The 22,985-nt window shown below is 73.6% G+C and carries 16 protein-coding genes; 7 read left to right on the top strand and 9 right to left on the bottom strand.

What is annotated here, in order from left to right:
- Positions 1-176 precede the first annotated feature (176 nt).
- The gene (locus AMK13_RS01895; RefSeq protein WP_074000860.1) at positions 177-1,145 is read left to right on the top strand and encodes a phosphatase PAP2 family protein; all 969 of its coding nucleotides are present in this window, start codon (positions 177-179) and stop codon (positions 1,143-1,145) included.
- 76 nt (positions 1,146-1,221) lie between these two features.
- Here AMK13_RS01895 and AMK13_RS01890 read toward each other — a convergent pair whose 3' ends face one another.
- Positions 1,222-4,248 carry a bifunctional [glutamine synthetase] adenylyltransferase/[glutamine synthetase]-adenylyl-L-tyrosine phosphorylase gene (locus tag AMK13_RS01890; protein WP_074000859.1) on the bottom strand — a complete coding sequence of 1,009 codons (3,027 nt, stop codon included), beginning with the start codon at positions 4,246-4,248 and terminating at the stop codon, positions 1,222-1,224.
- Between the two features lie 183 nt (positions 4,249-4,431).
- Here AMK13_RS01890 and AMK13_RS01885 point away from each other — a divergent pair, with 183 nt between their 5' ends.
- Complete coding sequence (locus AMK13_RS01885; protein ID WP_074000858.1) at positions 4,432-5,640, top strand: acyltransferase family protein; 1,209 nt, start codon at positions 4,432-4,434, stop codon at positions 5,638-5,640.
- Here AMK13_RS01885 and AMK13_RS01880 read toward each other — a convergent pair.
- A complete protein-coding gene (locus AMK13_RS01880) occupies positions 5,607-7,031 on the bottom strand; it encodes a hypothetical protein (RefSeq protein WP_198959298.1) in 1,425 nt (474 codons plus the stop codon). The genes AMK13_RS01885 and AMK13_RS01880 overlap by 34 nt on opposite strands.
- A gap of 182 nt (positions 7,032-7,213) precedes the next feature.
- On the bottom strand, positions 7,214-8,575 hold the full coding sequence (glnA, locus tag AMK13_RS01875) for a type I glutamate--ammonia ligase (RefSeq protein WP_049652796.1): 1,362 nt from the start codon (positions 8,573-8,575) through the stop codon (positions 7,214-7,216).
- 174 nt (positions 8,576-8,749) lie between these two features.
- Here glnA and AMK13_RS01870 point away from each other — a divergent pair, with 174 nt between their 5' ends.
- Complete coding sequence (locus AMK13_RS01870) at positions 8,750-10,504, top strand: NAD+ synthase (protein WP_074000857.1); 1,755 nt, start codon at positions 8,750-8,752, stop codon at positions 10,502-10,504.
- Positions 10,505-10,537: 33 nt separating this feature from the next.
- Here AMK13_RS01870 and AMK13_RS01865 read toward each other — a convergent pair whose 3' ends face one another.
- The 3 genes from AMK13_RS01865 to AMK13_RS01855 all read right to left on the bottom strand — a co-directional run bounded on the left by AMK13_RS01865 (position 10,538) and on the right by AMK13_RS01855 (position 14,212).
- The gene (locus tag AMK13_RS01865; protein WP_075983689.1) at positions 10,538-11,593 is read right to left on the bottom strand and encodes an endonuclease/exonuclease/phosphatase family protein; all 1,056 of its coding nucleotides are present in this window, start codon (positions 11,591-11,593) and stop codon (positions 10,538-10,540) included.
- Between the two features lie 221 nt (positions 11,594-11,814).
- The gene (locus AMK13_RS01860) at positions 11,815-12,444 is read right to left on the bottom strand and encodes a TetR/AcrR family transcriptional regulator (protein WP_074000856.1); all 630 of its coding nucleotides are present in this window, start codon (positions 12,442-12,444) and stop codon (positions 11,815-11,817) included.
- A 160-nt stretch (positions 12,445-12,604) separates the two neighbouring features.
- Entirely contained in the window at positions 12,605-14,212 is a 1,608-nt protein-coding gene (locus AMK13_RS01855) for an MFS transporter (RefSeq protein ID WP_074000855.1), read from the bottom strand.
- 322 nt (positions 14,213-14,534) lie between these two features.
- On the opposite strand from AMK13_RS01855, the gene panB reads away from it, so the two are divergent.
- The 3 genes from panB to AMK13_RS01840 all read left to right on the top strand — a co-directional run bounded on the left by panB (position 14,535) and on the right by AMK13_RS01840 (position 17,410).
- Positions 14,535-15,404 (top strand): 3-methyl-2-oxobutanoate hydroxymethyltransferase, encoded by an 870-nt coding sequence (panB, locus tag AMK13_RS01850; RefSeq protein ID WP_049652786.1) that lies wholly within the window; start codon positions 14,535-14,537, stop codon positions 15,402-15,404.
- Between the two features lie 153 nt (positions 15,405-15,557).
- The gene (locus AMK13_RS01845; RefSeq protein WP_049652785.1) at positions 15,558-16,580 is read left to right on the top strand and encodes an ATP-binding cassette domain-containing protein; all 1,023 of its coding nucleotides are present in this window, start codon (positions 15,558-15,560) and stop codon (positions 16,578-16,580) included.
- Positions 16,577-17,410, top strand: a complete 834-nt coding sequence (locus AMK13_RS01840) for an ABC transporter permease (protein WP_074000854.1) — start codon at positions 16,577-16,579, stop codon at positions 17,408-17,410. Before AMK13_RS01845 ends, AMK13_RS01840 begins: the two co-directional genes overlap by 4 nt.
- Before the next feature lie 185 nt (positions 17,411-17,595).
- Here the strand turns inward: AMK13_RS01840 and AMK13_RS01835 are convergent, their stop codons facing one another.
- Positions 17,596-20,946 carry an ATP-binding protein gene (locus AMK13_RS01835; protein ID WP_074000853.1) on the bottom strand — a complete coding sequence of 1,117 codons (3,351 nt, stop codon included), beginning with the start codon at positions 20,944-20,946 and terminating at the stop codon, positions 17,596-17,598.
- 184 nt (positions 20,947-21,130) lie between these two features.
- Between AMK13_RS01835 and AMK13_RS01830 the strand changes: the two genes are divergently transcribed.
- Complete coding sequence (locus AMK13_RS01830; protein WP_049660242.1) at positions 21,131-21,946, top strand: site-2 protease family protein; 816 nt, start codon at positions 21,131-21,133, stop codon at positions 21,944-21,946.
- Between the two features lie 19 nt (positions 21,947-21,965).
- On the opposite strand, the gene AMK13_RS01825 is transcribed toward AMK13_RS01830, so the two are convergent.
- On the bottom strand, positions 21,966-22,154 hold the full coding sequence (locus AMK13_RS01825; RefSeq protein ID WP_074000852.1) for a hypothetical protein: 189 nt from the start codon (positions 22,152-22,154) through the stop codon (positions 21,966-21,968).
- Between the two features lie 118 nt (positions 22,155-22,272).
- Positions 22,273-22,965, bottom strand: coding sequence for an NADPH-dependent F420 reductase (gene npdG, locus AMK13_RS01820; protein ID WP_049660247.1), 693 nt, complete (start codon positions 22,963-22,965; stop codon positions 22,273-22,275).
- Positions 22,966-22,985: the final 20 nt, after the last annotated feature.

The following is a 22,985-nucleotide window of genomic DNA, read 5'->3' as shown; positions in this document are numbered from 1 at the left end:
GGAGCGACGCGCGTGACAATGGGACGTATGTCCGTCCCACCGGTATGCACCCAACCCCCGAGCACCCCCTACCCCGGTGGGCGCCGGCCCCTACCCCTCAAGGGGGACAGCCGGTGAAGAATCCACTTCCAGAGGATGAGCAGACGGCTACGAGCGGTCTGGCAGACTTGCCGTCCATGGGGGAACCGACCGAGATCCAGCGAGGCGACGCCCGGCGCGCCGACGCGGCCAGCGGTGGCGGTTCCGAAGCAGCGAAGGCCGTCCCCGGCCGCCTGCCCGATGGAGCCACCCGTGCCGCCCAGTCCCGTACCGCCGCCCTGCGCAGCCGCATCAGCGCCCAGCGCCGCTCACCGGCCAGGCCGCGGATCTGGTTCGAGCTGGCGCTGATCGGGATCAGCTACTGGGTCTACTCGATCGTGCGCAACGCGGTTCCCGAACAGGAAGCGATAGCCCAGAAGCACGCGAGCTGGATCTGGGACCTGGAGAACCACCTCGGCATCGCCGTCGAGCGCTCGATCAACCACGCCGTGGACAGCGTCGGGTGGCTCATCACGGGGATGAACTACTACTACGCGACCCTGCACTTCGTGATCACGATAGGCGTGCTGGTCTGGCTCTACCGCAGCCACCCCGGGCGCTACGTCGCGGCCCGCACGGTGCTGTTCGTGACCACCGGGATCGCCCTGGTCGGCTTCTACTTCTTCCCGCTGGCCCCGCCCCGGCTGATGACCGACGGCGGCTTCATCGACACCGTGAAGGTCCACGGCACCTGGGGCTCGATGGCCTCCGGGCCCGCCGCGCACGTCTCCAACCAGTACGCGGCCATGCCCTCGATGCACATCGGCTGGTCGATGTGGTGCGGCCTGGCGATCTTCTTCCTGGCCCGCCGCACCTGGGTCAGGGTGCTCGGCCTGATGTACCCGGCCGCCACCCTGCTGGTGATCGTCTCCACCGCCAACCACTTCTGGATGGACGCCGTCGGCGGCGAGCTCTGCCTGATGGTGGGCTTCCTCACCGCCCGCTGGATGTACCACGAGTGGGTCTACCGGCTGCCGAAGGTGCCCGCCCGGGAGACGGTGGCCGACCGGCCGATCACCGTCCCGGAGCAGTGGAGCGAGCCCGCGGTCAGCAGCGCGCGCCGCTAGCGCCTGTCTTCGAAGGGGCCCCGACCGGGGCCCCTTTCGCGTACCCGGGGCGGGCCGTCCCCGTGCGCGGCCCCGGTCAGTCGGCGCCGTAGAACAGCCGGTCCACCACCGCCCGGGCCCGCCGGGTGGTCCGCCGGTAGTCGTCCAGCAGCTCGCCGCTGTGCCCGGAGCCGTACCCGAGGTAGCGGGCCACCCCCGCCAGCTCCCGGGCCTCCCCCGGGAAGCTGTCCCCGGGCCGCCCGCGCACCAGCATCACCGCCGCCCGCACCCGGGAGGCCAGCACCCAGGCCGTGTCCAGCACCTCGGCGTCCTCCGGCTCGACCAGCCCGGCCTCCGCGGCCGCGGCCAGCGCCGCCCTGGTCCGGGTGGTGCGCAGGGCCGGCAGCTCGTACCCGTGCCGGAGCTGCAGCAGCTGCACCGTCCACTCGACGTCCGCCAGCCCGCCCCGGCCGATCTTGGTGTGGGTGGTCGGGTCGGCCCCGCGCGGCAGCCGCTCGGCCTCGATCCGCGCCTTGATCCGGCGGATCTCCACCAGGTCCCGCTCCGGCACCCCGCCGCCGGGGTAGCGCAGCGGGTCGATCAGCTGCCGGAACCGCGCGCCCAGCTCCTCGTCCCCGGCCACCGGTTCGGCCCGCAGCAGCGCCTGGCTCTCCCAGGCGTGCGACCAGCGCCGGTAGTACGCCGCGTACGAGGCCAGGGTGCGCACCAGCGGGCCGCTGCGGCCCTCCGGCCGCAGGTCGGCGTCGACCAGCAGCGGCGGCTCGGTGGACGGCGCGCCCAGCTGGGCGCGCAGCTCGTGGCAGACCGCCTGGGCGGCCCGGGCGGCCGCCTCCTCCAGCGAGCCGAGCAGCGGCTCGTGGACGAAGAGCACGTCCGCGTCCGAGCCGTAGCCCAGCTCGTGGCCGCCGAAGCGGCCCATCGCGATCACCGCGATCCGGGTCGGCAGGTCCCCGTGCTCGGCCTCCCAGCCGGCCACGCAGGCACGCAGCGCGCCGCCCAGGGTGGCGGCGTTGAGCGCGGTGAGCGCCTCCCCGGCGGTGTCCAGCGCCTCGGCCGGGTCCTCCCCGAGCCGCCCGAGCACGTCCGCCGCGGCGGTGCGGAACAGCTCGCGGCGGCGCACCGAGCGGGCGGCGGCCACCGCGGCGTGGGTGGACCCGGCCCGGCCGACGGCGGCCAGTATCTCCGACTGCAGCGCCGCCCGGCCGCGCGGTTCCAGGCCGTGCGGGTCGCCCAGCATGGCCACCGCCTCGGGGGCGCGCAGCAGCAGGTCGGGGGCGAGCCGGCCGGCCGACAGCACCCGGGCCAGCTGTTCGGCGGCGGCGCTCTCGTCGCGCAGCAGCCTCAGGTACCAGGGGGTGCGGCCGAGCGCGTCGGAGACCTGGCGGAAGTTGAGCAGCCCGGCGTCCGGGTCCGCGGACTCGGCGAACCAGCCGAGCAGCACCGGCAGCAGGGTGCGCTGGATCGCCGCCTTGCGGCTCACCCCGGAGGCGAGCGCGCTGAGGTGCCGCAGCGCGGCGGCCGGGTCCGCGTAGCCCAGCGCCTCCAGCCGGGCCCGGGCCGCCTCCGGGCTGAGCCCGGTGGCGCCCGGCGGCAGTTCGGCGACGGCGTCGAGCAGCGGCCGGTAGAACAGCTTCTCGTGCAGCCGCCGGACCTCCATCGCGTGCCGCTTCCACTCGCGCTGCAGCGCGGCCACCGGGTCGGCGCGGGTGTCGTCGTTGATCAGCGCCGCCAGTGAGCGGGCCAGCCGGCGCAGGTCCTCGGCCCCGGTAGGCATCAGGTGGGTGCGGCGCAGCCGGTACAGCTGGATGCGGTGCTCCAGTGAGCGCAGGAAGCGGTACGCGGCGTCCAGCGAGGCGGCGTCCGCCCGGCCGACGTAGCCGCCCCGGGAGAGCGCGGCCAGCGCCTCCAGGGTGTTGCCGCTGCGCAGCGCCGGGTCGGTGCGGCCGTGCACCAGTTGGAGCAGCTGGACGGAGAACTCGACGTCGCGCAGCCCGCCCGGGCCGAGCTTGAGCTGGCGGTCCAGCTCGGTGGCCGGGATGGAGTCGATCACCCGGCGGCGCATCTGCTGCACGTCGGCGACGAAGTTCTCCCGGGCGGCGGCCTGCCAGACCATCGGGGCGAGCGCCGCCACGTACGCGGCGCCGAGCTCGGCGTCCCCGGCGACCGGGCGGGCCTTGAGCAGCGCCTGGAACTCCCAGGTCTTGGCCCAGCGCTGGTAGTAGGCGAGGTGGCTGGCCAGGGTGCGCACCAGTGGGCCGTTGCGGCCCTCGGGGCGCAGGTTGGCGTCCACCGGCCAGATGGTGCCCTCGCCGGTGGTGTCCGCGCACAGCCGGGTGAGGGCGGCGGCCAGCCGGGTGGCGGCCTTGAGCGCCTCGTGCTCGTCCACGCCCTCGCGCGGCTCGGCGACGAAGACCACGTCCACGTCCGAGACGTAGTTGAGCTCGCGGCCGCCGCACTTGCCCATGCCGATCACGGCGAGCCGGCAGGCCGCGGCCGCCTCCGGGTCCTGCTCGGCGGCGAGGTCCAGGGCGGTCTGGAGGGTGGCGCCGGCCAGGTCGGCGAGTTCGGCGGCGGTCTGCGCGAGGTCGGTGGTGCCGGTGAGGTCGCGGGCGGCGATGGCGAGCAGGCAGCGGCGGTAGGCGACGCGCAGCGCGTTCGCGGGGCCGAGGGTGTCGTCCCGGACGCCCTCGGCGAGGGAGCGGCGGAAGTCCTCCGGGCCGGGGTGCATGTCGCGCAGTTCGAAGGTGACCAGCACGTGCCAGTCGTGCGGGTGCCGGGCCAGGTGGTCGCCGAGCGCGGTGGAGACGCCGAGCACGCCGAGCAGCCGGTCGCGCAGCGGCTTGGAGGTGGTGAGGGTGTCGCGCAGGGTGTGCCGGTCGGCCGCGTCGGCGGCCTCCAGCAGCCGGGACAGGCCGAGCAGCGCGAGGTCGGGGTCGGCGGTGGCGCCGAGCGCGTCCAGCAGCACGGGGTCGTCGGCCAGGCCCTCCAGCCCGGGGCCCTCCAACAGCCGCACCGCCCGCGCCGGGTCGGTGAACCCGCGCCGGACCAGCCGGTTCTCCGGCCGGCTGACCCGGCTCCCGGCCCGCTGCTCCTCCACCGCCATCGGCCCCTCCATCCGTCCGCCCAGGGGCCCGTCCGGGCCTGGCAGGTCCGTCCGGGCCCTAGCAGGTTACGCGCCCCGGCACCCCGTCGCCGGACGCGACCGCCCACCGCCGCCGGCGTGACCTCGGCCCCGCCGTGCTCGTTCACCCGGGCGCCGCCCCCGTCCCCCGCCCCCGGAGCGCCGATGCCCACGACCGGCCCCAGCCGCCTGCCCTCGCTCACCGGGCTGCGCTTCTGGGCCGCCCTGCTGGTGGTGCTGTACCACCTCTCCCGCAAGGTGGGCGAGCTGCCGCTGCTCAGCCCGCTCGCCTGGTACGGCCGTTCGGGCGTGACGTTCTTCTTCGTGCTCTCCGGTTTCGTGCTGGCCTGGACGTACGGGGCCTCGCCCGCCCGGCCGTGGGTCTTCGCCCGCCGCCGGTTCGCCCGGATCTGGCCGCTGCACGTGCTGACCACCGCGCTGTCCCTGGGCGCGGACGCGGCGATCGGCGCGGTGCTGCCGGTGGCGGCGGCGCTCTGGTCGCTGGCGCTGGTGCACCCGTGGGCGCTGCCCACCCTGTACGGCGGCAACCCGGCCTCCTGGTCGCTGGGCGCCGAGGCCTGGTTCTACCTGCTGTTCCCGCCGCTGCTGCGCCTGCTGGCCGCGCGCCGGCGCGCCTGGCTGCCGCTCGCGGCCCTGTGCGCCGTGCTCGGCCCGGTGCTGTGGGCGGCCGGTGCCCTGCTGCCCGCCGACCCGACGGTGCGCGGCTGGCTGCTGGACTACCTGCCGCCGGCCCGGACCCCGCAGTTCGTCCTCGGCGTGGTCACCGGCCTGGCCGTGCGGCACGGCGTGCTCCCCCGGGTGCGCCTCCTGCGGCCGGGGCTCCTCCCGGCGGCCGCCGCCGTGCTGCTCTTCCACGTCCTGCTGGTCCCCTGGCACGCCGCCGTCCCGGACTCCTCCTGGTACGGCCCGTACAGCGCCTCCCAGTTGCTGTCCGCACCGCTGTTCGCCGCCCTGCTGGCGGCCGCCGCCCGGCGCGACACCGCCGGGGCCCCGCCCCGGCTGCTGGCGGGCCGGACGGCCGTGCGGCTCGGCGAGTGGTCGTACGCCTGGTACCTGGTGCACGAGATCGGCGTCCGCTGCTGGCTGGCCGTCCAGGGCCGCCCGGCGCCGGGGGCCGCGACGCTCGGCGTCTGGCTGCTGCTGGCGGGCGGCTCGCTGGTGGTCGCGGGGGCCCTGTACCGCTGGGTGGAGCGGCCCTGCGAGCGGCTGCTGCGCGGCGCCCCGCGGGGCCGGGACGCGGCGGCGCCGCTGCCGCCCCGCGCGGTGCGGGTGGTGCGGCAGCGGCGCCGTGGCCGGACGGTGGATCAGCCCTCGGCGGATCAGCCCTCGGTGGAGCCGTCCAGGTTGACGTAGGCGTAGAAGACGCCCAGGTCGTAGCCGTCCTTGTCGGTGTCGAACAGCACCTTGATGTCGGTGTCGCCGTTGCGCAGGAACGGCGAGATGTCCCAACGGTTGGAGTCGTAGCCGAAGTTGTTGCGGTTGTACGGAGTGCGGATGAACTGGTCGGCCGGGGTCAGCTCCTCGATGGTGGAGTTGAACGCGTCGTTGGAGGCGTGGTTGAGGTCCGAGAAGAGCGCCTGCGGGCCGTTGGTGGACTTGATGGCGAGGGTGTCGCCGGTCCACTTGAGGTCGCCGTCGTAGACGACGAAGCCGAGCTTGCCCGCGACCGGGCCGGCGGCGGGGGTCTGCAGCCCGGTGAGGTCGAACTCGCGCGGCGGGCTGTCCGGCAGCTCGACCCGGAAGCCGTCCCACAGGTGGATGTGCCGGTACGGCTTGCAGTCGTTCTCGTACGCGACCACGATCGTCCAGCCGCCCCAGCTGTGCGGCTTCACCACCGAGTCCATGTTGGCGACGGTGTAGGTGCCGTTGCCGGCCTGCCGGACCAGGTCGGTGATGTCGGCGGAGGCCTGGTAGCTGCTCTCCACGTCGGTGGTGATGTAGCCGATCGAGGGCTGGTCGTTGGCGATGTTGCGGTACTGGCCCTCGCCCGGGACCTTCAGGTACACCTCGTCGATCTGGTTCTCCGGCAGCACGACGTCGTCGATGCCGCGGGTGCCGCCCCAGTACAGCCGGGCGTACTTGACCCGGGAGCCGTCGATCAGGCCCAGGTCGGCGGAGCTGGCGGAGTAGATCCCGTCGCCGAGCGGGCCGACCGAGCCCGGGTCGATGTTGATGTACTTCATCTCGTACTTGTTGTTGATCGGCCGGGAGCCGAGGCCCTTGCGGGCGTCCTCGCAGGACGGCTGCTCCGGGTCGAGCGGCGCCTTCGTCTCGTCGCAGGTCATCAGCGAGTTGCTGATCCGGGTGATGGAGCCGTGGAAGTCGCCCTCGAAGCGGGTGGTGAACGGCAGCTGGTTCTCGGCGATCGTGGTGGCCCGCTGCTGCGGGCGGTGCGGCTGCGGCGACTGCAGCGCCTGGAACGACTGGAGCGGGTTCTTCGACTGCAACGACTGCAGCAGCTCCAGCGGGTTCTTCGGGTGCAGCGGGAGCTGCGGGAGCTGCGGGAGCTGCGAGCTCTGCGAGTTCTGCGGGCTCTGCGCGCCCTGTGGGGCCTGCGAGTTCTGCGAGCTCTGCGGGTACTGCGCACCCGCGTTCGCACCGGTGCCCGTACCCGAACCGCGGGCGTCGGCGACGGTCGGGACGGCCAGCAGCTGGCCCGCGACGGCGGCCACGGCGGCACCCACGACGCAGGTCCGGCGGACGAGCAGTCGGGTGGCGGCGGCGCGACTGACGGAGGAGGTCATGTGATCCTCTTTCAGGATGAAACGGACATTCAGACCCCATCGGACCATGACACCCGGTCATACAAGCTTCACATTCCGCCACCGCGACCGGCGATCCGTCGCAGATCCACTCCATAGGACGGCCCGCCGTCGTCCCTTCGGGCGACAGCGGGCCGGAAACGGTTTGAGCGGCCGTCAGCCGCTCACAGCACCTGGAGGTTCTTCCGCAGCTCGAACGGGGTGACCTCGGAGCGGTACTCCTCCCACTCCTTGTGCTTGTTCCTGAGGAAGAAGTCGAAGACGTGCTCGCCGAGGGTCTCGGCGACGAGCTCGCTGCGCTGCATCAGGTCGATGGCCTCGCCGAGGTTCTGCGGCATCGGCTGGATGCCGAGGGCGCGGCGCTCGGAGTCGGTCAGCGCCCACACGTCGTCGTCGGCGCCGGGCGGGAGCTCGTAGCCCTCCTCGATGCCCTTCAGGCCGGCCGCGAGGGTGACGGCGTAGGCGAGGTACGGGTTGCAGCCGGTGTCCAGGGAGCGGACCTCGATCCGGGTGGAGCCCTGCTTGCCCGGCTTGTACATCGGCACCCGGATCAGCGCCGAGCGGTTGTTGTGGCCCCAGCAGATGTACGAGGGCGCCTCGCCGCCGGCCCCGGCTGTGCGCTGGGAGCCGCCCCAGATCCGCTTGTAGGAGTTCACCCACTGGTTGGTGACGGCGGCCGTCTCGGCGGCGTGCTTCAGCAGCCCGGCGATGAAGGACCGGCCGACCTTGGAGAGCTGGTACTCGGCACCGGACTCGTGGAAGGCGTTGCGGTCGCCCTCGAACAGCGAGACGTGGGTGTGCATGCCGCTGCCGGGGTGCTCGGAGAACGGCTTGGGCATGAAGCTCGCGTGCACGCCCTGCTCCAGCGCGACCTCCTTCATGACCAGCCGGAAGGTCATGATGTTGTCGGCGGTGGAGAGCGCGTCGGCGTAGCGCAGGTCGATCTCCTGCTGGCCGGGGGCGCCCTCGTGGTGCGAGAACTCGACCGAGATGCCCATCGACTCCAGCATGGTGATCGCCTGGCGGCGGAAGTCGTGGCCCACCCCGCGCGGGGTGTGGTCGAAGTAGCCGGACTGGTCGGCGGGGATCGGCGGGGTGCCGTCGCCGGGCAGGTTCTTCAGCAGGAAGAACTCGATCTCCGGGTGTGTGTAGAAGGTGAAGCCCTGCTCGGAGGCCTTCTCCAGGGTGCGCTTGAGCACGAACCGGGGGTCGGCGAAGGAGGGCGAGCCGTCCGGCATCAGGATGTCGCAGAACATCCGGGCGGTGCCCGGGGTCTCCGAGCGCCACGGCAGGATCTGGAAGGTGGTCGGATCCGGCTTGGCGATCATGTCGGACTCGTACACCCGGGCGAACCCCTCGATCGCCGAGCCGTCGAACCCGATGCCCTCCTCGAAGGCCTGCTCCAGCTCGGCCGGCGCCACCGCGACCGACTTCAGGAAGCCGAGCACGTCGGTGAACCACAGCCGGACGAACCGGATGTCACGCTCTTCGAGCGTCCGAAGCACGAACTGCTGCTGCTTGCCCATGGGGACAGTCTCACCTCTGCTCTTTACGCTCGTGTTACGCCCCGGAGGCCGTGGAAAGACCTCGTAAAGCGGTTGCCCCCATCATGGCCGATCCCCGCCCGGCCCGGCAGTGCCGACCCCCGCCGCCGGCTCCCGCCCAGGACATCGCGTCAGTTAGACGATTACACTCGGGGCATGCCCAATCTCCGTCTCGCCCTGTGCCAGACCGACCCCTGGGTCGGCGACCTCGCCCGCAACGGCGACGAGGTGGTGCGCCGGACCAAGCAGGCCACGGAGGCCGGCGCGCAGCTGGTCGCCTTCCCCGAGATGGCCCTCACCGGGTACCCGGTGGAGGACCTCGCCCTGCGCCACTCCTTCGTCGAGGCCTCCCGCGCCGCGCTGGTCGCCCTAGCCGCCCGGCTGGCGGCGGAGGGGCTGGGCGGGGTCCCGGTGGTGGTCGGCTACCTCGGGCGCTCCGAGCACGCCTCGCCGCGCTTCAACCGCCCGGCCGGCTCCCCGCAGAACTGCGCCGCCGTGCTGCACCGGGGCGAGGTGGTGACCCGCTTCGCCAAGCACCACCTGCCCAACTACGGCGTGTTCGACGAGTTCCGCTGGTTCGTCCCGGGCGACCAGCTGCCGGTGCTGCGGCTGCACGGGGTGGACGTCGCGCTGGCGATCTGCGAGGACATCTGGCAGGACGGCGGCCGGGTCACCGCCGCCCGCGAGGCCGGCGCCGGGCTGCTCCTGGTGGTCAACGGCTCCCCGTACGAGCGGAACAAGGACGACCAGCGGCTGGAGCTGGTGCGGCGCCGGGCCGCCGAGGCGGGCTGCGCCCTGGCGTACGTCAACATGGTCGGCGGCCAGGACGAGCTGGTCTTCGACGGCGACTCGATCGTGGTCGGCGCGGACGGTGAAGTCCTGGCCCGCGCCCCGCAGTTCGAGGAGCACCTGCTGGTGCTGGACCTCGACCTGCCGGCCGCCGCCGGCGACGACACCGACGGCCTGCTGCTCAGCGACGGGCTGCACCTGGTCCGTACCGAGCTGGGCGGCGAGCCGCAGGCCGCGCCCGCCGGACCGCTCACCGCCGGGGTGGCGCCGCGGCTGTCCGACGAGGCCGAGATCTGGGCCGCGCTGGTCTCCGGCACCCGGGCGTACGTGGCCAAGAACGGCTTCGACTCCGTGCTGATCGGCCTGTCCGGCGGCATCGACTCGGCACTGGTGGCCGCGATCGCGGTGGACGCCGTCGGCGCGCCGAACGTGCACTGCGTCTCGATGCCCAGCCGCTACTCCTCCCAGCACTCCCGGGACGACGCGGCCGAGCTGGCCCGCCGGACCGGGCTGCGCTTCCGGACCGTCTCCATCGCCCCGATGTTCGACGCCTACCTGGGCGCCGTCGAGCTGACCGGCCTGGCCGAGGAGAACCTCCAGTCCCGGCTGCGCGGCACCCTGCTGATGGCGATCTCCAACCAGGAGGGGCACCTGGTGCTCGCGCCCGGCAACAAGAGCGAGCTGGCGGTCGGCTACTCGACCCTGTACGGCGACTCGGTGGGCGCCTACGGGCCCGTCAAGGACGTCTACAAGTCGCTGGTCTTCCGGCTGGCGCGCTGGCGCAACGAGGAGGCCGGGCGGCGCGGCGAGGTGCCGCCGATCCCGGAGCACACCATCACCAAGCCGCCGTCCGCCGAGCTGCGGCCGGACCAGGTGGACACCGACTCGCTGCCCGACTACGACCTGCTGGACAGCCTGCTGACCCGCTACATCGAGGGCGACGAGGGCCGGGACGCGATCGTGGCGGCCGGCTTCGACCCGGCCCTGGTGGACCGGGTGGTCCGGCTGGTCGACACCGCCGAGTACAAGCGGCGCCAGTACCCGCCGGGCCCGAAGATCTCGGCCAAGAACTTCGGCCGGGACCGCCGCCTGCCGATCACCAACCGCTGGCGGCGCGGCTGATCCTCATGCGGCCGGTCCCCACGCCGCCGGCCCTCAGGAGGAGTAGCGGTACGTGGCGGCCACCGGGAGGTGGTCGCTGCCGTCCCGGGGCAGGGTGCGGGAGTCCACCGGCTTCAGCCCGCCCTTGCTCATGATCTGGTCGATCCGGGCCATCGGGAAGGCGGCCGGCCAGCTGAAGCCGAAGCCGTCCCCGGCGGCGCCCTGGGCCGAGCGCATCTGCGAGGTGACCGGCGCCAAGCTGCGGTCGTTCATGGTGCCGTTGAGGTCGCCGAGCAGCAGGACCTTCTTCAGCGGCTCGGCCTGGATCGCGTCGCCGAGCGCCTGCGCGCTGACGTCCCGCTGATTGACGGTGAAGCCGCCCTCGGCCTTCAGCCGCACCGAGGGCAGGTGCGCGACGTACACCGCGACCGGGCCCTGCGGGGTGGTGACCTCGGCCCGGAAGGCCCTGGTCCAGCCGATCTTCAGGTCCACCGGGGTGACGTCGCCGATCGGGTACTTCGACCAGAGCCCGACGGTGCCCTCCACGGTGTGGTGCGGGTAGGCGGCGGCGAGCCCGGTCTCGTACGAGCGCAGCTGCTTGCCGGCCAGCTCCTGCAGGGCGACGATCTGGGCGCCGGAGTCCACCAGGGTGCGGACGGTGCCCGGCACGTCGGTGTTGGCGGCGGCGACGTTGTGGCTGACCACCGTCCAGTCGCCCTTGCCGCCGCTCTTGTCGCTCAGCAGGCCGCCGAACAGGTTGGCCCAGAGCACGACGGGCAGCAGCAGGGCGATCAGCGCGGTGGCGGAGCGGCGCAGCAGCGCGGGCACCAGCAGCACCGGGACGGCCAGGCCCAGCCAGGGCAGGAAGGTCTCCAGCAGGCTGCCGAGGTTGCCGGCGCTGTTGGGGACCTCGGCGTGCAGGGCGATCAGCGCGGCGGTGAGCACGGCCAGCGCGGCGACCACCAGGCCGCGCCGCCAGGTGGTGCTGCCGCGGGCGTCCCGGCCCCAGTGGCGCAGCCCGAGGAAGCCGCCTCGACGCGACGCGGGGGCCGGGCCGTCGGCGCCGCCCCCTGGGGCCGCGATCCGTTCGGTCCTGTCCGCCTGCGCCATGAAGTGGCTCCCGTTCGCTCGTGCCGCCGCCGTTCCGGTACCCGGACCGTCGAAGGTGCGGGCACGACCGGACCGGTGCCGGTTTGATCGGATACCCGGCTCAGCCTATGCCGGGACAGACGTCGGGCCCGCTGAGCGGGTTCCGGCGTGGCCCGGTTTGGTGAGCGAGGCCACGTCCGGTCCGGCGGGCGCGGCCGCGTCCGGGGCGCCGTCCGGCCGGGTCAGCGGGGTGCGAGGCCTTCGAGCATGGAGTCGACCAGCTTGCGGGCCAGGTCCGGGTCCTCCAGGTCGGAGTCGTCCCACAGGATGCTGCGGTAGAGGATCGGCCCCATCAGCAGGTCGTTGAGCAGTTCCAGGTCGAGGTCGTCGCGGATCACGCCCTCGGCGACGGCCCGGCGGATCAGGCCGAGCCCGACCTCCCGGCGGGGCTTGATCACCCGGTCCCGGTAGGCGGTGTACAGCTCGGGCAGGGTCTGCATCTGGCCGAGGGCGGCCTTGAGCACCCAGCGGGTGCGCTTGGCCAGGCCGCGCCGGCGGACGTGGTCCACCAGGGCGATCAGGTCGGCCCGGGCGCCGGCGCCGGTGGGCTCCGGCAGCGGCTCCTCCAGTCGGCTGACCACGTCGACCAGCAGGGCCTCCTTGTTGGGCCAGCGCCGGTAGATGGTGGCCTTGCCGACGCCGGCGGCGGCGGCGATGCCCTCGATGGTGAGCTCGGACAGCGCGGTGCCGCCGGCCATCAGGTCCTCGACGGCCCCGAAGATGGCCTGCTCGGCGGCCTCGCTGCGGGGCCGGCCACGGCGTACCTCCGCGCAGTGCTGCCCGGTGCCGGCGGTCGGCGTGTCCGTCTTCATCCCCGCTGTCTCTCCCTCGTCCTCCCCGGTCGCCCTGGCGCCGTGGGGTGTCCTCCGGTGGGCCCTCGGCAGGGGGCCTGCCGGGACCGAGGCCCCGCCACCCGGGCGTACCCGGGTGACAGGGCCATTGTCACTCAGTCGCGGTACGGCCGGCCGCCGGTCAGGCGTCCGCGGCCGCGGACTCCCGCTCCTGGCCGCGCTGCTCGGGGGCCGGCCCGGCCGGTCCCGCGGGGGCGGCCGAGCGGCCCGGCAGCAGGAACCAGGCGACGACGGCGCCGATCACCGAGACGCCCACCGAGAGCGAGGCGACCACGTGCATGGCGTGGATGAAGGAGTCGTTCGCCGGGGCGATCAGCGCCTCGCCGCCGGGGATGCGGCCGGCGATGGCCAGGGTGGCCTCCAGCGACTCGCCGGCCTTGTCGCGCAGTCCCTCGGGCAGGTGGGTCAGGGTGTCGGCCATCCCGTCGCGGTAGACGGTGGAGAGCACCGCGCCGAGCACGGCGACCCCGAGCGAGCCGCCGACCTGGCGGAAGGTGTTGTTGACGGCCGAGCCGGCGCCGGCCTTCTCGCGGGGCAGCGAGGCCATGATCGCGACGGTGACCGGCGGCATGACGTGCGCCATGCCGGCGCCCATCACCAGGCCGAGCAGGACCAGCACCCAGATCGGGGTGGTGGCGGTCAGCACGACGTAGCCGACGAAGCCGAGCGCGACCAGCAGCATGCCGCCGGCGGCGGTGGCGGCGACGCCGAGGCGGTCGACCACCAGCCGGGCCCGCGGCGCGAACACCAGCTGGGCGGCGGCCAGCGGCAGCATCAGCACACCGGCCTGGAGGGCGCTGTAGCCGCGCACGCTCTGGATGTAGAAGACGCCGAAGAAGGAGACGCCCATCAGCGCGAAGAAGATCACGCCGACGACCACCACGGAGGCGCTGAACACCCGGTTGCGGAACCAGGTGACGTCCAGCGCGGGGAACGCGGTGCGGCGCTCGTACCAGACGAAGGCGACCAGCGCGACGACGCCGACCAGGGTCGGCACCCAGGCCCCGGCCGCGGTGAAGTCGGCCAGCTCGCCGCCCTTGATGATGCCGTAGATCAGCGCGACCAGGCCGATGATCGACAACAGCACGCCGATCGGGTCCATCCGGCCCGGGTTGGGGTCCTTGGACTCGGGGACCAGGATCACCATCGCTATCACCGCGACGACCACGATCGGGACGTTGACCAGGAAGACCGAGCCCCACCAGAAGTGCTCGATCAGCAGGCCGCCGGTGATCGGGCCGATGGCGATGGCCAGGCCGACCGCGCCGGCCCAGATCCCGATCGCCTTGGGCTGCTCGGAGCGCTCGAAGACGTTCATGATGATCGCCAGTGTGGCGGGCATCGCGAGCGCGCCGCCGACGCCCATCAGGGCGCGGTAGCCGATGAGTTCACCGGGCGAGGCGGCCAGCGCGGACAGCAGCGAGGCGATCCCGAAGACCACCATGCCGGCCAGCAGCGCGCGCTTGCGGCCGAACCGGTCGCCGAGCAGGCCGGAGGTGAACAGCAGCCCGGCGAAGACCAGGGTGTAGGAGTTGATCGACCATTCCAGGTCGCTCTGGGTGGCCCCGAGGCCGACCGGCGCGGGGGTCGCGATGGTCTTCATCGCGACGTTGAGGATCGAGTTGTCGAGCACGACGACGAGCAGGGCGAGCAGCAGGGTGCCGAGGATCGCCCAGCGCCGACGGTGGATGGCTTCCGGCACGCGGGGTGGCGCGGCTGCGGTGGTCATGGGTGTTCCCGTCCGTGGTGGTGTGGCACTGGCGGGCAATTCCGAGCCGAATGCGTCTCGTAACCCCCTGCACCAGACTAGCGGCCGATACGATACGAGACGAACCCGTTTCGTAAAGAGCAGGCAAATTCGGGGGCCTCCCGCGCACCCCGGCGCGGGGCGCCCGCGCACCCGGTGCGGCGCGGATCGCGCCCGGTGTGGCGTGGATCGCACCGGGACGAACGCACCCCTCTTTGCGCCGGAGCCGGGGCGTGCAAGCATGGAGGTGATCCGGGGACGCCGTACGGCGCCACGAGACGACAACCCTTCAGGAGTCCGTTCGATGAACGCTTCTACGCCTTCGCCTGCCCAGAACCAGGCGTCGACCACCACCCTCTACGGCGGGGTCACCAACCGCCGGGTCACCGTCCGCGACCTCGCCGCCGCCAAGCAGCGCGGCGAGAAGTGGTCGATGCTGACCGCCTACGACGCCCTCACCGCGGGCGTGTTCGACGAGGCCGGCATCCCGGTGCTGCTGGTCGGCGACTCGGCGGGCAACTGCCACCTCGGCTACGAGACCACCGTCCCGGTGACCATGGATCAGATGGTGATGCTCTCCGCCGCCGTCGTCCGCGGCACCAAGCGGTCCATGATCGTCGCCGACCTGCCGTTCGGCTCCTACCAGGAGTCCCCCGCCCAGGCCATGCACAACGCGGCCCGGCTGATGAAGGAGGCCGGGGTCGGCGCGGTCAAGCTGGAGGGCGGGGAGCGCAGCGCCCGCTCGATCGAGCTGCTGGTCGAGGCCGGCGTCCCGGTGATGGCCCACATCGGCCTCACCCCGCAGTCCGTGCACGCCCTCGGCGGCTACCCGGTCCAGGGCCGCGGCGACGAGGCGGCCCACCAGCTGCTCCGCGACGCCAAGGCCGTCCAGCAGTCCGGCGCCTTCGCGGTCGTGCTGGAGGCCGTCCCGGCCGAGCTGGCCGCCCAGGTCACCGAGCAGCTGGCGATCCCGACCGTCGGCATCGGCGGCGGCCCGGACACCGACGCCCAGGTGCTGGTCTGGACCGACATGGCCGGCATGACGGCCGGCCGGGTGCCCAAGTTCGTCAAGCAGTACGCCGACCTGCGCACCGTCCTCGGCGACGCCGCCCGCGCCTACGCCCAGGACGTCCGCACCGGCGCCTTCCCCGCGGCCGAGCACAGCTTCACGTAAGGACCGCCGCCGGCGGCCCCGCTCCCCCGCCGGGAGCGGGGCCGCCGCCGTTCCCGGCCCCTCCGCGGCCGCTGACAGCGGCGTGACAGCGAACCGACAGCGCACCGCCCCGGCCGACAGGGAGCTGACAGCCGGGGCGGACAGCCTGGGGGCATGACACGAATCGCGACAGCCCCGAACGACCGGGGAACCACTTCCGGGAACGCCGTGGAGGTGCGGGGCATCGTCAAGCACTACGGCGAGACGAAGGCCCTCGACGGGGTCGACCTGACCGTCCGGGAGGGCACCGTGCTCGCCCTGCTCGGCCCCAACGGCGCGGGCAAGACCACCCTGGTGCGCGTCCTCTCCACCCTGATCAAGCCGGACGCCGGCACCGCGTACGTCGGCGGCTACGACGTGCTGCGCCAGCCCAAGCAGCTGCGCCGCACGATCGGCCTCACCGGCCAGTACGCCTCCGTGGACGAGCTGCTCTCCGGGTACGAGAACCTCTACCTCATCGGCCGGCTGCTGGACCTCCCGCGCCGGGAGGCCAGGGCCCGGGCCGCCGAGCTGCTGGAGCGCTTCTCGCTCACCGAGGCCGCCAAGCGGACCGCCAAGACCTACTCCGGCGGCATGCGCCGCCGCCTCGACCTGGCCGCCAGCATGATGGGCCGCCCCCGGGTGCTCTACCTGGACGAGCCCACCACCGGCCTGGACCCGCGCACCCGCAACGAGGTCTGGGACGAGGTGCAGCGGATGGTCGCCGAGGGCAGCACCGTGCTGCTGACCACCCAGTACATGGAGGAGGCGGAGCAGCTCGCGAACGAGCTGACCGTCATCGACCGCGGCCGGGTGATCGCCAACGGCGCCGTCTCCGAGCTCAAGGCCAAGGTCGGCGGCCAGACCCTCCAGGTCCGCCCGGCCCACCCGGCCGAGCTGCCCGAGATGGCCCGCTGCCTGCACGAGAGCGGCGTCCTCAACGCCACCGTCTCCACCGACACCGGGCTGCTCGCGGTGCCGATCACCGGCGAGGAGCAGCTGACCGCGGTGATCGGCGTGCTCGGCACCCGCGGCTTCGCCATCGCCGGCATCGACACCAAGGTGCCCAGCCTGGACGAGGTCTTCCTCGCCATCACCGGCAAGCCCGCGTCCGCCGCCGTGCCCGCCCCCAGCCTCGCCAAGGAGCCCGTCGCATGACCACCGCCACGCTCACCCCCTCCCGGGCCCGGGACACCCGGCCCCCGGCGGAGGACTCCCGGATCGGCCTGACCGGCACCCTGCGCCACGTCGGCGCGCTGACCCGGCGCAACCTGATGCGGATCAAGGCCGACCCGGAGTCGATGTTCGACGCCGTGCTGATGCCCGTCATCTTCACCGTGCTGTTCGTCTACGTCTTCGGCGGCGCGATGGCCGGCGACCAGGACACCTACAAGCAGTACCTGATCCCCGGCCTGCTCGGGCAGACCGGCCTCACCCTCGCGATGGCCGTCGGCACCGGCCTCAACAGCGACTTCCAGAGCGGCGTGATGGACCGCTTCCGCACGCTGCCGATCGGCCGGGCCTCCGTCCTGCTGTCCAAGATCGTCGCCGAGACCCTCCGCGGGCTGCTCTCCTTCGCGATCCTGATCGGCTTCGCGATGTGCATCGGCTTCGAGGTGAAGACCGGACCGCTGGAGGTGCTGGCCACGATCGGCCTGGCCCTGCTGTTCGGCATGTCGATCGTCTGGATCTCGATGCTGCTGGGCATGGCCCTGCGCAGCGCCCAGGCCGTCCAGGGCGTGGCCATGCTGGTCCTGATGCCGATGCAGTTCGGCAGCTCGATCTTCGCCCGGACCGACACCATGCCGGGCTGGCTGCAGTCCTTCACCAAGGTCAACCCGCTCTCGGCGCTGGCCGACGCCTCCCGCTCCCTGCTCAACGGCACGGGTCCGGTGGCCCACCCGGTGATGATCGTGCTGATCTGGTCGGCCGCCGTGACCGCCGTCTTCGCCCCGCTGGCGGTCGCCCGGTTCCGCAAGCGGACCTGACCCCCATGACCACCGTCGGCTCCCCCGGCCCTCGCCGGGGAAGGCCGCCGGGCAGGACGGCCGGCCGCCCCGGACAGGCGCCGGCCGCCGTACGGGCCCGTGCGGCCGGTGACCAGGGGACGGGCACCGGCCGTACGGGCACCGGCTGTACGGGATCCGACCGCCCGGGCCCGACCGCGCCGTGGCTAGCCGAGCAGCCCCTCCAGCAGCTCGAAGACCTGCTCCTGGGTCATCCCGACCCCGCCGGCCCGGGCCTCCTCGTACCCCGCGTCCCCCAGCGACTCCCGCAGGGCCGCCTCCGAACGCGCCCGCTCGACCCGGTCCAGGTAGCCGCCCTTCGGGCCGTTCAGCCCGCCGTGGGCGCCGGCCAGCACGGCCGCCGCCCGGGCCCGCCCGAGGTCCCCGTCGCGCTGGGCGAAGCTGCCCAGCACCGCCGTCACCGCGGGCACCACCATGACCGTCATGTGCTCGGCGAAGCCGCTCGCGGCCGTCACCGCCCGCAGCTGCCGCCAGCCGGCGCGCAGCAGGTCGAGCCCCGCCTCCGGGTCCCCGGCCCGGGCGGTGATCCAGCCGCGGGCGCTCATCAGCATCCCGGTCACCAGGCTCGGCGCGAAGCCGCCGACCCGGACTATGTCCAGCTCGTCCAGCTCGGCCAGCGCCTGCGCGAACTCGCCGCGGTGGGCGTGGATGCCGCAGAGCGTCAGGTGGCCGAACATCAGCGCCCCGGTGGTGGCCTGGTTGAGGCCCGGGGTGTCGATGGAGGCCAGCGCCTCGCGGACGACCCGCTCGCCGTGCTCCATGTCCTGCTCCAGCAGGGCGGTGCCCAGGTTCACCCGCAGGATCGGCACCTCCTGCGGCGCCCCCAGCTCCTCGATCAGCTCGATCGCCCGCGCGTACGCCTCGGCGGCGGCCGCGGCCTCGCCCCGGTTGGCCAGCGACTCGCCGTGCGCGGACAGCGCCTGGGAGATCCCCCAGAGGTCGCCCGACTGCTCGTACAGCTCCAGCGAGCGGGCGCCGTCCTCGATGCTCTGCTCGGCGCCGCTCGGCCAGTCGTTCATCATCCTGGCCCGGACCTGCAGGATGAACGCCAGGTCGCTCGGCCCGCCGTACTGCTCGCAGCCCTGGACGGCGTCGTCCATCAGGTCCTTCATCATGTCCAGGCGGCCGGCCAGGAAGGCGCCGAACACCCGCATCAGCGCCGGGAAGCGGTAGGACTGCGGCAGGTCCGGGGTGTAGGCGTCCATCAGCCGCTGGGCGACCTCGATCGCCTCCGGGTCCCCGAGGACGTCCAGGTTGCCCTCGAACAGCCCGATCAGCCGGAACATCGCGAGCAGCCGGCGGGCCTCCTCGACCACCGCCGTCGGCAGCGGCAGGTCGTACGCCAGCACGCCGTGCTCCAGCGGCACCGCCCGCGGGGCGTCCGGGCCGAACGGGTCCGGGCCGAGCGCGGCGATCGCGGTGTACCAGGTGCGCGCCTCCATGCTGTAGCCGCGCAGCGACCAGTACCAGCTCATGCCGATGGCGAGGAGCAGCGCCTGCTCCTCGTCCCGCAGGTCGATCGCGCGGCGCAGCGCCGTCCGGATGTTGTCCTGCTCGCGCTCCAGCACCGTCAGCCAGTGCAGCTGCCGGGGGCCGTGGATCTCCGCGTCGGCGGCGGCGAGCAGGGTGCGGAAGTGCGCCAGGTGGCGGGCCTCGGTGGCGGCGCGCTCGGCGGCGGACCCGGCGAGGCGCTCGGTCGCGTACTCGTGGATGGTCTCCAGCATCCGGTAGCGCGGCAGGCTGGCCCCGTCCAGGTCGGCCACCAGCAGGGACTTGTCGACCAGCGACAGCAGCAGGTCGGCGACCTCGCCGGGGGCCACCTCGACGCCGTCGGCGCAGACCGCCTCGGCGTCCTCCAGCTGCCAGCCGCCCGCGAACACCGAGAGCCGGCGCAGCACCGCCCGCTCCCGCTTGCCCAGCAGGTCCCAGCTCCAGTCGACCACCGCGCGCAGCGTCTGCTGGCGCGGCAGCAGGGTGCGGCTGCCCGCGGTGAGCAGCGCGAACCGGCCGTCCAGCCGGTCGGCTATCTGGCGCGCCGTCATCACCCGCAGCCGGGCCGCGGCCAGTTCGATGGCCAGCGGCAGCCCGTCCAGCCGGCGGCAGATCTCGGCGCAGGCCTCCGGGTCGCCCTGCGGGTCGAAGCCGGGACGGGCGGCGGCGGCGCGCTCGACGAACAGCCGCAGCGCGACCGGGTCGGGCAGCGGCTCGACCGGCAGCACCGTCTCCCCGGGCACGCCCAGCGGCTCGCGGCTGGTGGCGAGCACCGTCAGCCCGGGGCACTCGGCGAGCAGGACGTCGGCGAGGTCGGCGGCGGCCTGGATCAGGTGCTCGCAGTTGTCCAGGACGAGCAGCATCCGGCGGTGGCCGCAGTGCTCGACCAGCCGGCGCACCGGGTCCTCGGCCCGCTTCTCGATCACCTCGGCGACCATGCTGGTGCTGTGCAGCACGATCTCGCGCAGGCCGAGCGCCGAGACCACGGCGGCGGGCACCGCGTCCGGGCTCTCCAGCGGGGCGAGTTCGGCCACCCAGACGCCGCCCGGCCAGCCCCCGGCGGCCTGTTCGGCGCGCCCGGCCTCGGTCGAGAGGCTGGTCTTGCCGGAGCCGCCGGGGCCGGTCAGCGTCACCAGCCGACGGTCCGTCAGCATCCCGCGCAGCGCGGCGAGATCGTCCTCGCGGCCGACGAAGCTGGTCAGTCGGCCGCGCAGGTTGCCGACGGCGCGCGGGAGTTGGGGAGCGGCGGCGGCGGGTGCGGGCGCGGGCGCGGCGTGGAGCGGCTCCGGCGTCTCCGGGGCGAGCAACTCGGCGTACAGGGACTGGAGTCCGCGACCCGGGTCGGCGCCGAGCTCCTCGGCCAGGGCCCGCCTGGTCCGCTCGTAGTGGCGCAGCGCCTCGGCCGTCCGTCCGCTCTCGTGCAGCGCCCGGATCATCAGCAGCTGCAACGACTCGTCCAGCGGCTGCCGTTCGCACAGCTCGGCCAGCTCGGCGACCAGGTCGGCCGCGCGGCCGAGGCCGAGGTCGGCGGTGATCCGGTGGCGGCGGGCCTCCTCGCGCTGGGCCTCCAGCCGGACGGCCGGGCCGGTGCGGTCCGGCAGGTCGGCCAGCGCGGGGCCGCGCCACAGCGCCAGGGCGGCGCCCAGCCGCTCGGCGGCGAGCGCGTGGTCCCCGGTGTCCAGGGCGCGGCGGCCCTCGCCGGTCAGCCGCTGGAAGTCGGCGAGGTCGGTGGCCGGACCGGTCAGCCAGTACCCGGCCGGGCCGGAGCCGACCTCGTCCCGGCCGATGGTGCGGCGCAGCCGGCCGACCAGGGTCTGGAGCGCGGCGGAGGAGTCCTGGGGCGGCTCGGCCTCCCACACCTCGTCCACCAGCAGGTCGGCCGGCACCGGCCGGCCCTGCCGGAGGGCCAGGGCCGCGAGCAGGGCCCGTAGCCGGGCGCCGCCGATCGGTACCGGGGTGCCGTCGTCGTGGTGGGCCGTCGTGGTTCCGAGGATGCCGTAGTGCACCGGACCATTCTGGTCGATCGGCGGGGGAAGGGCCGCACAATTGTGCAGGGCCCGGCGCCCCGGCGGAACCGACCCCGGGCCCTCGGACGTTCACCGGAGGCGGCTTGTCCGGCCACCGGCCCGCCCGGCATGATCGGTCCCTGCCGGTCCTTCCCGTTCCCTCTGCCCACGGAGCACCCACACCATGACCTTCGCCGCCACGCCGCGCTCCCGCAGCGAGGACCGCCGGATCAGCCCGGTGTTCTGGGTGCTCCTGGCCGTCCTCGGCACCTCCGGCTGGGCGGTGTACCAGGGCTACGGCAACGCCTCGTTCGGGGTGTTCCTGTTCGTGGTCGCGGGCTGGATGGTCTCGCTCTGCCTGCACGAGTACGCCCACGCGCGCACCGCGCTGCACGGCGGCGACATCTCCGTCGGCGCCAAGGGCTACCTCACGCTCAACCCGCTGAAGTACGCCAACGTGCTGCTCAGCTTCGTGCTGCCGATCGTCTTCGTGATCCTCGGCGGCATCGGCCTGCCCGGCGGCTCGGTCTGGATCGAGCGGCACCGCATCCAGGGCCGGCTCAAGCACAGCCTGATCTCGGCGGCCGGCCCGCTGGTCAACCTGCTCATCGCGGCGGCGCTGCTGGTCCCGATCGGCGCGGGCTGGCTGGACGACCCGACCGTGCACGCGTTCTGGGAGGGCCACGAGCTGATCATCTCGCCGTTCTCCGGCGCGCTGGGCTTCCTCGGCTTCCTCCAGCTGAGCGCGGCGGTGCTGAACCTGCTGCCGGTGCCCGGGCTGGACGGCTACGGCATCGTCGAGCCCTGGCTGTCGTACCAGACCCGGCGCGCGATCGAGCCGTTCGCGCCGTACGGGATGCTCGCGGTGTTCGCGCTGCTGTGGCAGCCCCAGGTGAACGAGTTCTTCTTCGGGATCGTCCACGGCCTGATGAACCTGTTCGGCGTGGACCAGGACTACGCGACGCTCGGCCGGTACCTGTTCAGCTTCTGGAAGAACTAGCCCTGCTCGGCGGCCGGCGCTACTCGGCGGCGGCCGCGGTCGCGGCGGCGATCCTGGCCCGGCGGCGGTCCATCCACAGCACGTTGCTGGCCACGCCGGCCAGCGGCAGCCAGATCAGGCCCAGCCAGAAGCCCTGGACCAGCGAGACCACCAGGGCCACGAGCGCGAGGACGACGGCGGCCAGGGCGAAGCGGGACGTGCGAGGCATGGCGGAGGGCTCCTAGAACGGGTGCGGGCGGCCGGGTCACGGCCGCCACCCATTGTCGCCGACCTCACCTCCGGACCGGGTCCAGGGGTGAGGTCGACACGCCTCTGCCCGGATCCGCTCAGACGTCGGTGATCCGCAGGCCCGCGTGGGCCTTGTAGCGGCGGTTGACCGAGATCAGGTTGGCGACCAGCGCCTCGACCTGGTGGGCGTTGCGCAGCCGGCCCGCGAAGATGCCGCGCATCCCGGGGATGCGCGCGGCCAGGCCCCGGACGACGTCGGTGGCCTCCCGGTCGTCGCCGAGCACCATGACGTCGGTGTCGATGCTCTCCACCGACTCGTCCTGCAGCAGCACCGCCGAGAGGTGGTGGAACGCGGCGGTGACCCGGGAGTCCGGCAGCAGCGCGGCGGCCTGCTCGGCGGCGCTGCCCTCCTCCGGCTTCAGCGCGTACGCGCCCTGCTTGTCGAAGCCCAGCGGGTTGACGCAGTCGACGACGATCTTGCCCGCGAGCTCCTCGCGCAGCGCGGTCAGGGTGGCGGCGTGGCCGTCCCACGGGACCGCGATGATCACCACGTCGCTCTCCCGGGCGACGGTGGCGTTGTCGGCGCCGCGCACGCCGAGGCCCAGCGCGGCCGCCGAGGCCTCGGCCCGGGCGGCGTCGCGGGAGCCGATGATCACCTGCTGGCCGGCCTTGGCCAGCCGCAGGGCGAGTCCTCGCCCCTGGTCGCCGGTGCCACCGAGGACACCGACCACCAGCTGGGAGACGTCCGGGACCTCGTGGGCCGGGTTTGTCGCTGAATCGAGGGAAGTCATGGGCCGATCCTGCCAAATCC

It is taken from the genome of Streptomyces sp. CB02056 (genome assembly GCF_001905545.1).
In the GTDB taxonomy this organism is placed as follows: Bacteria; Actinomycetota; Actinomycetes; order Streptomycetales; family Streptomycetaceae; genus Kitasatospora.
Note: the sequence above shows the minus strand (reverse complement) of the source record. Positions and strands in the feature narration are given on the sequence as shown.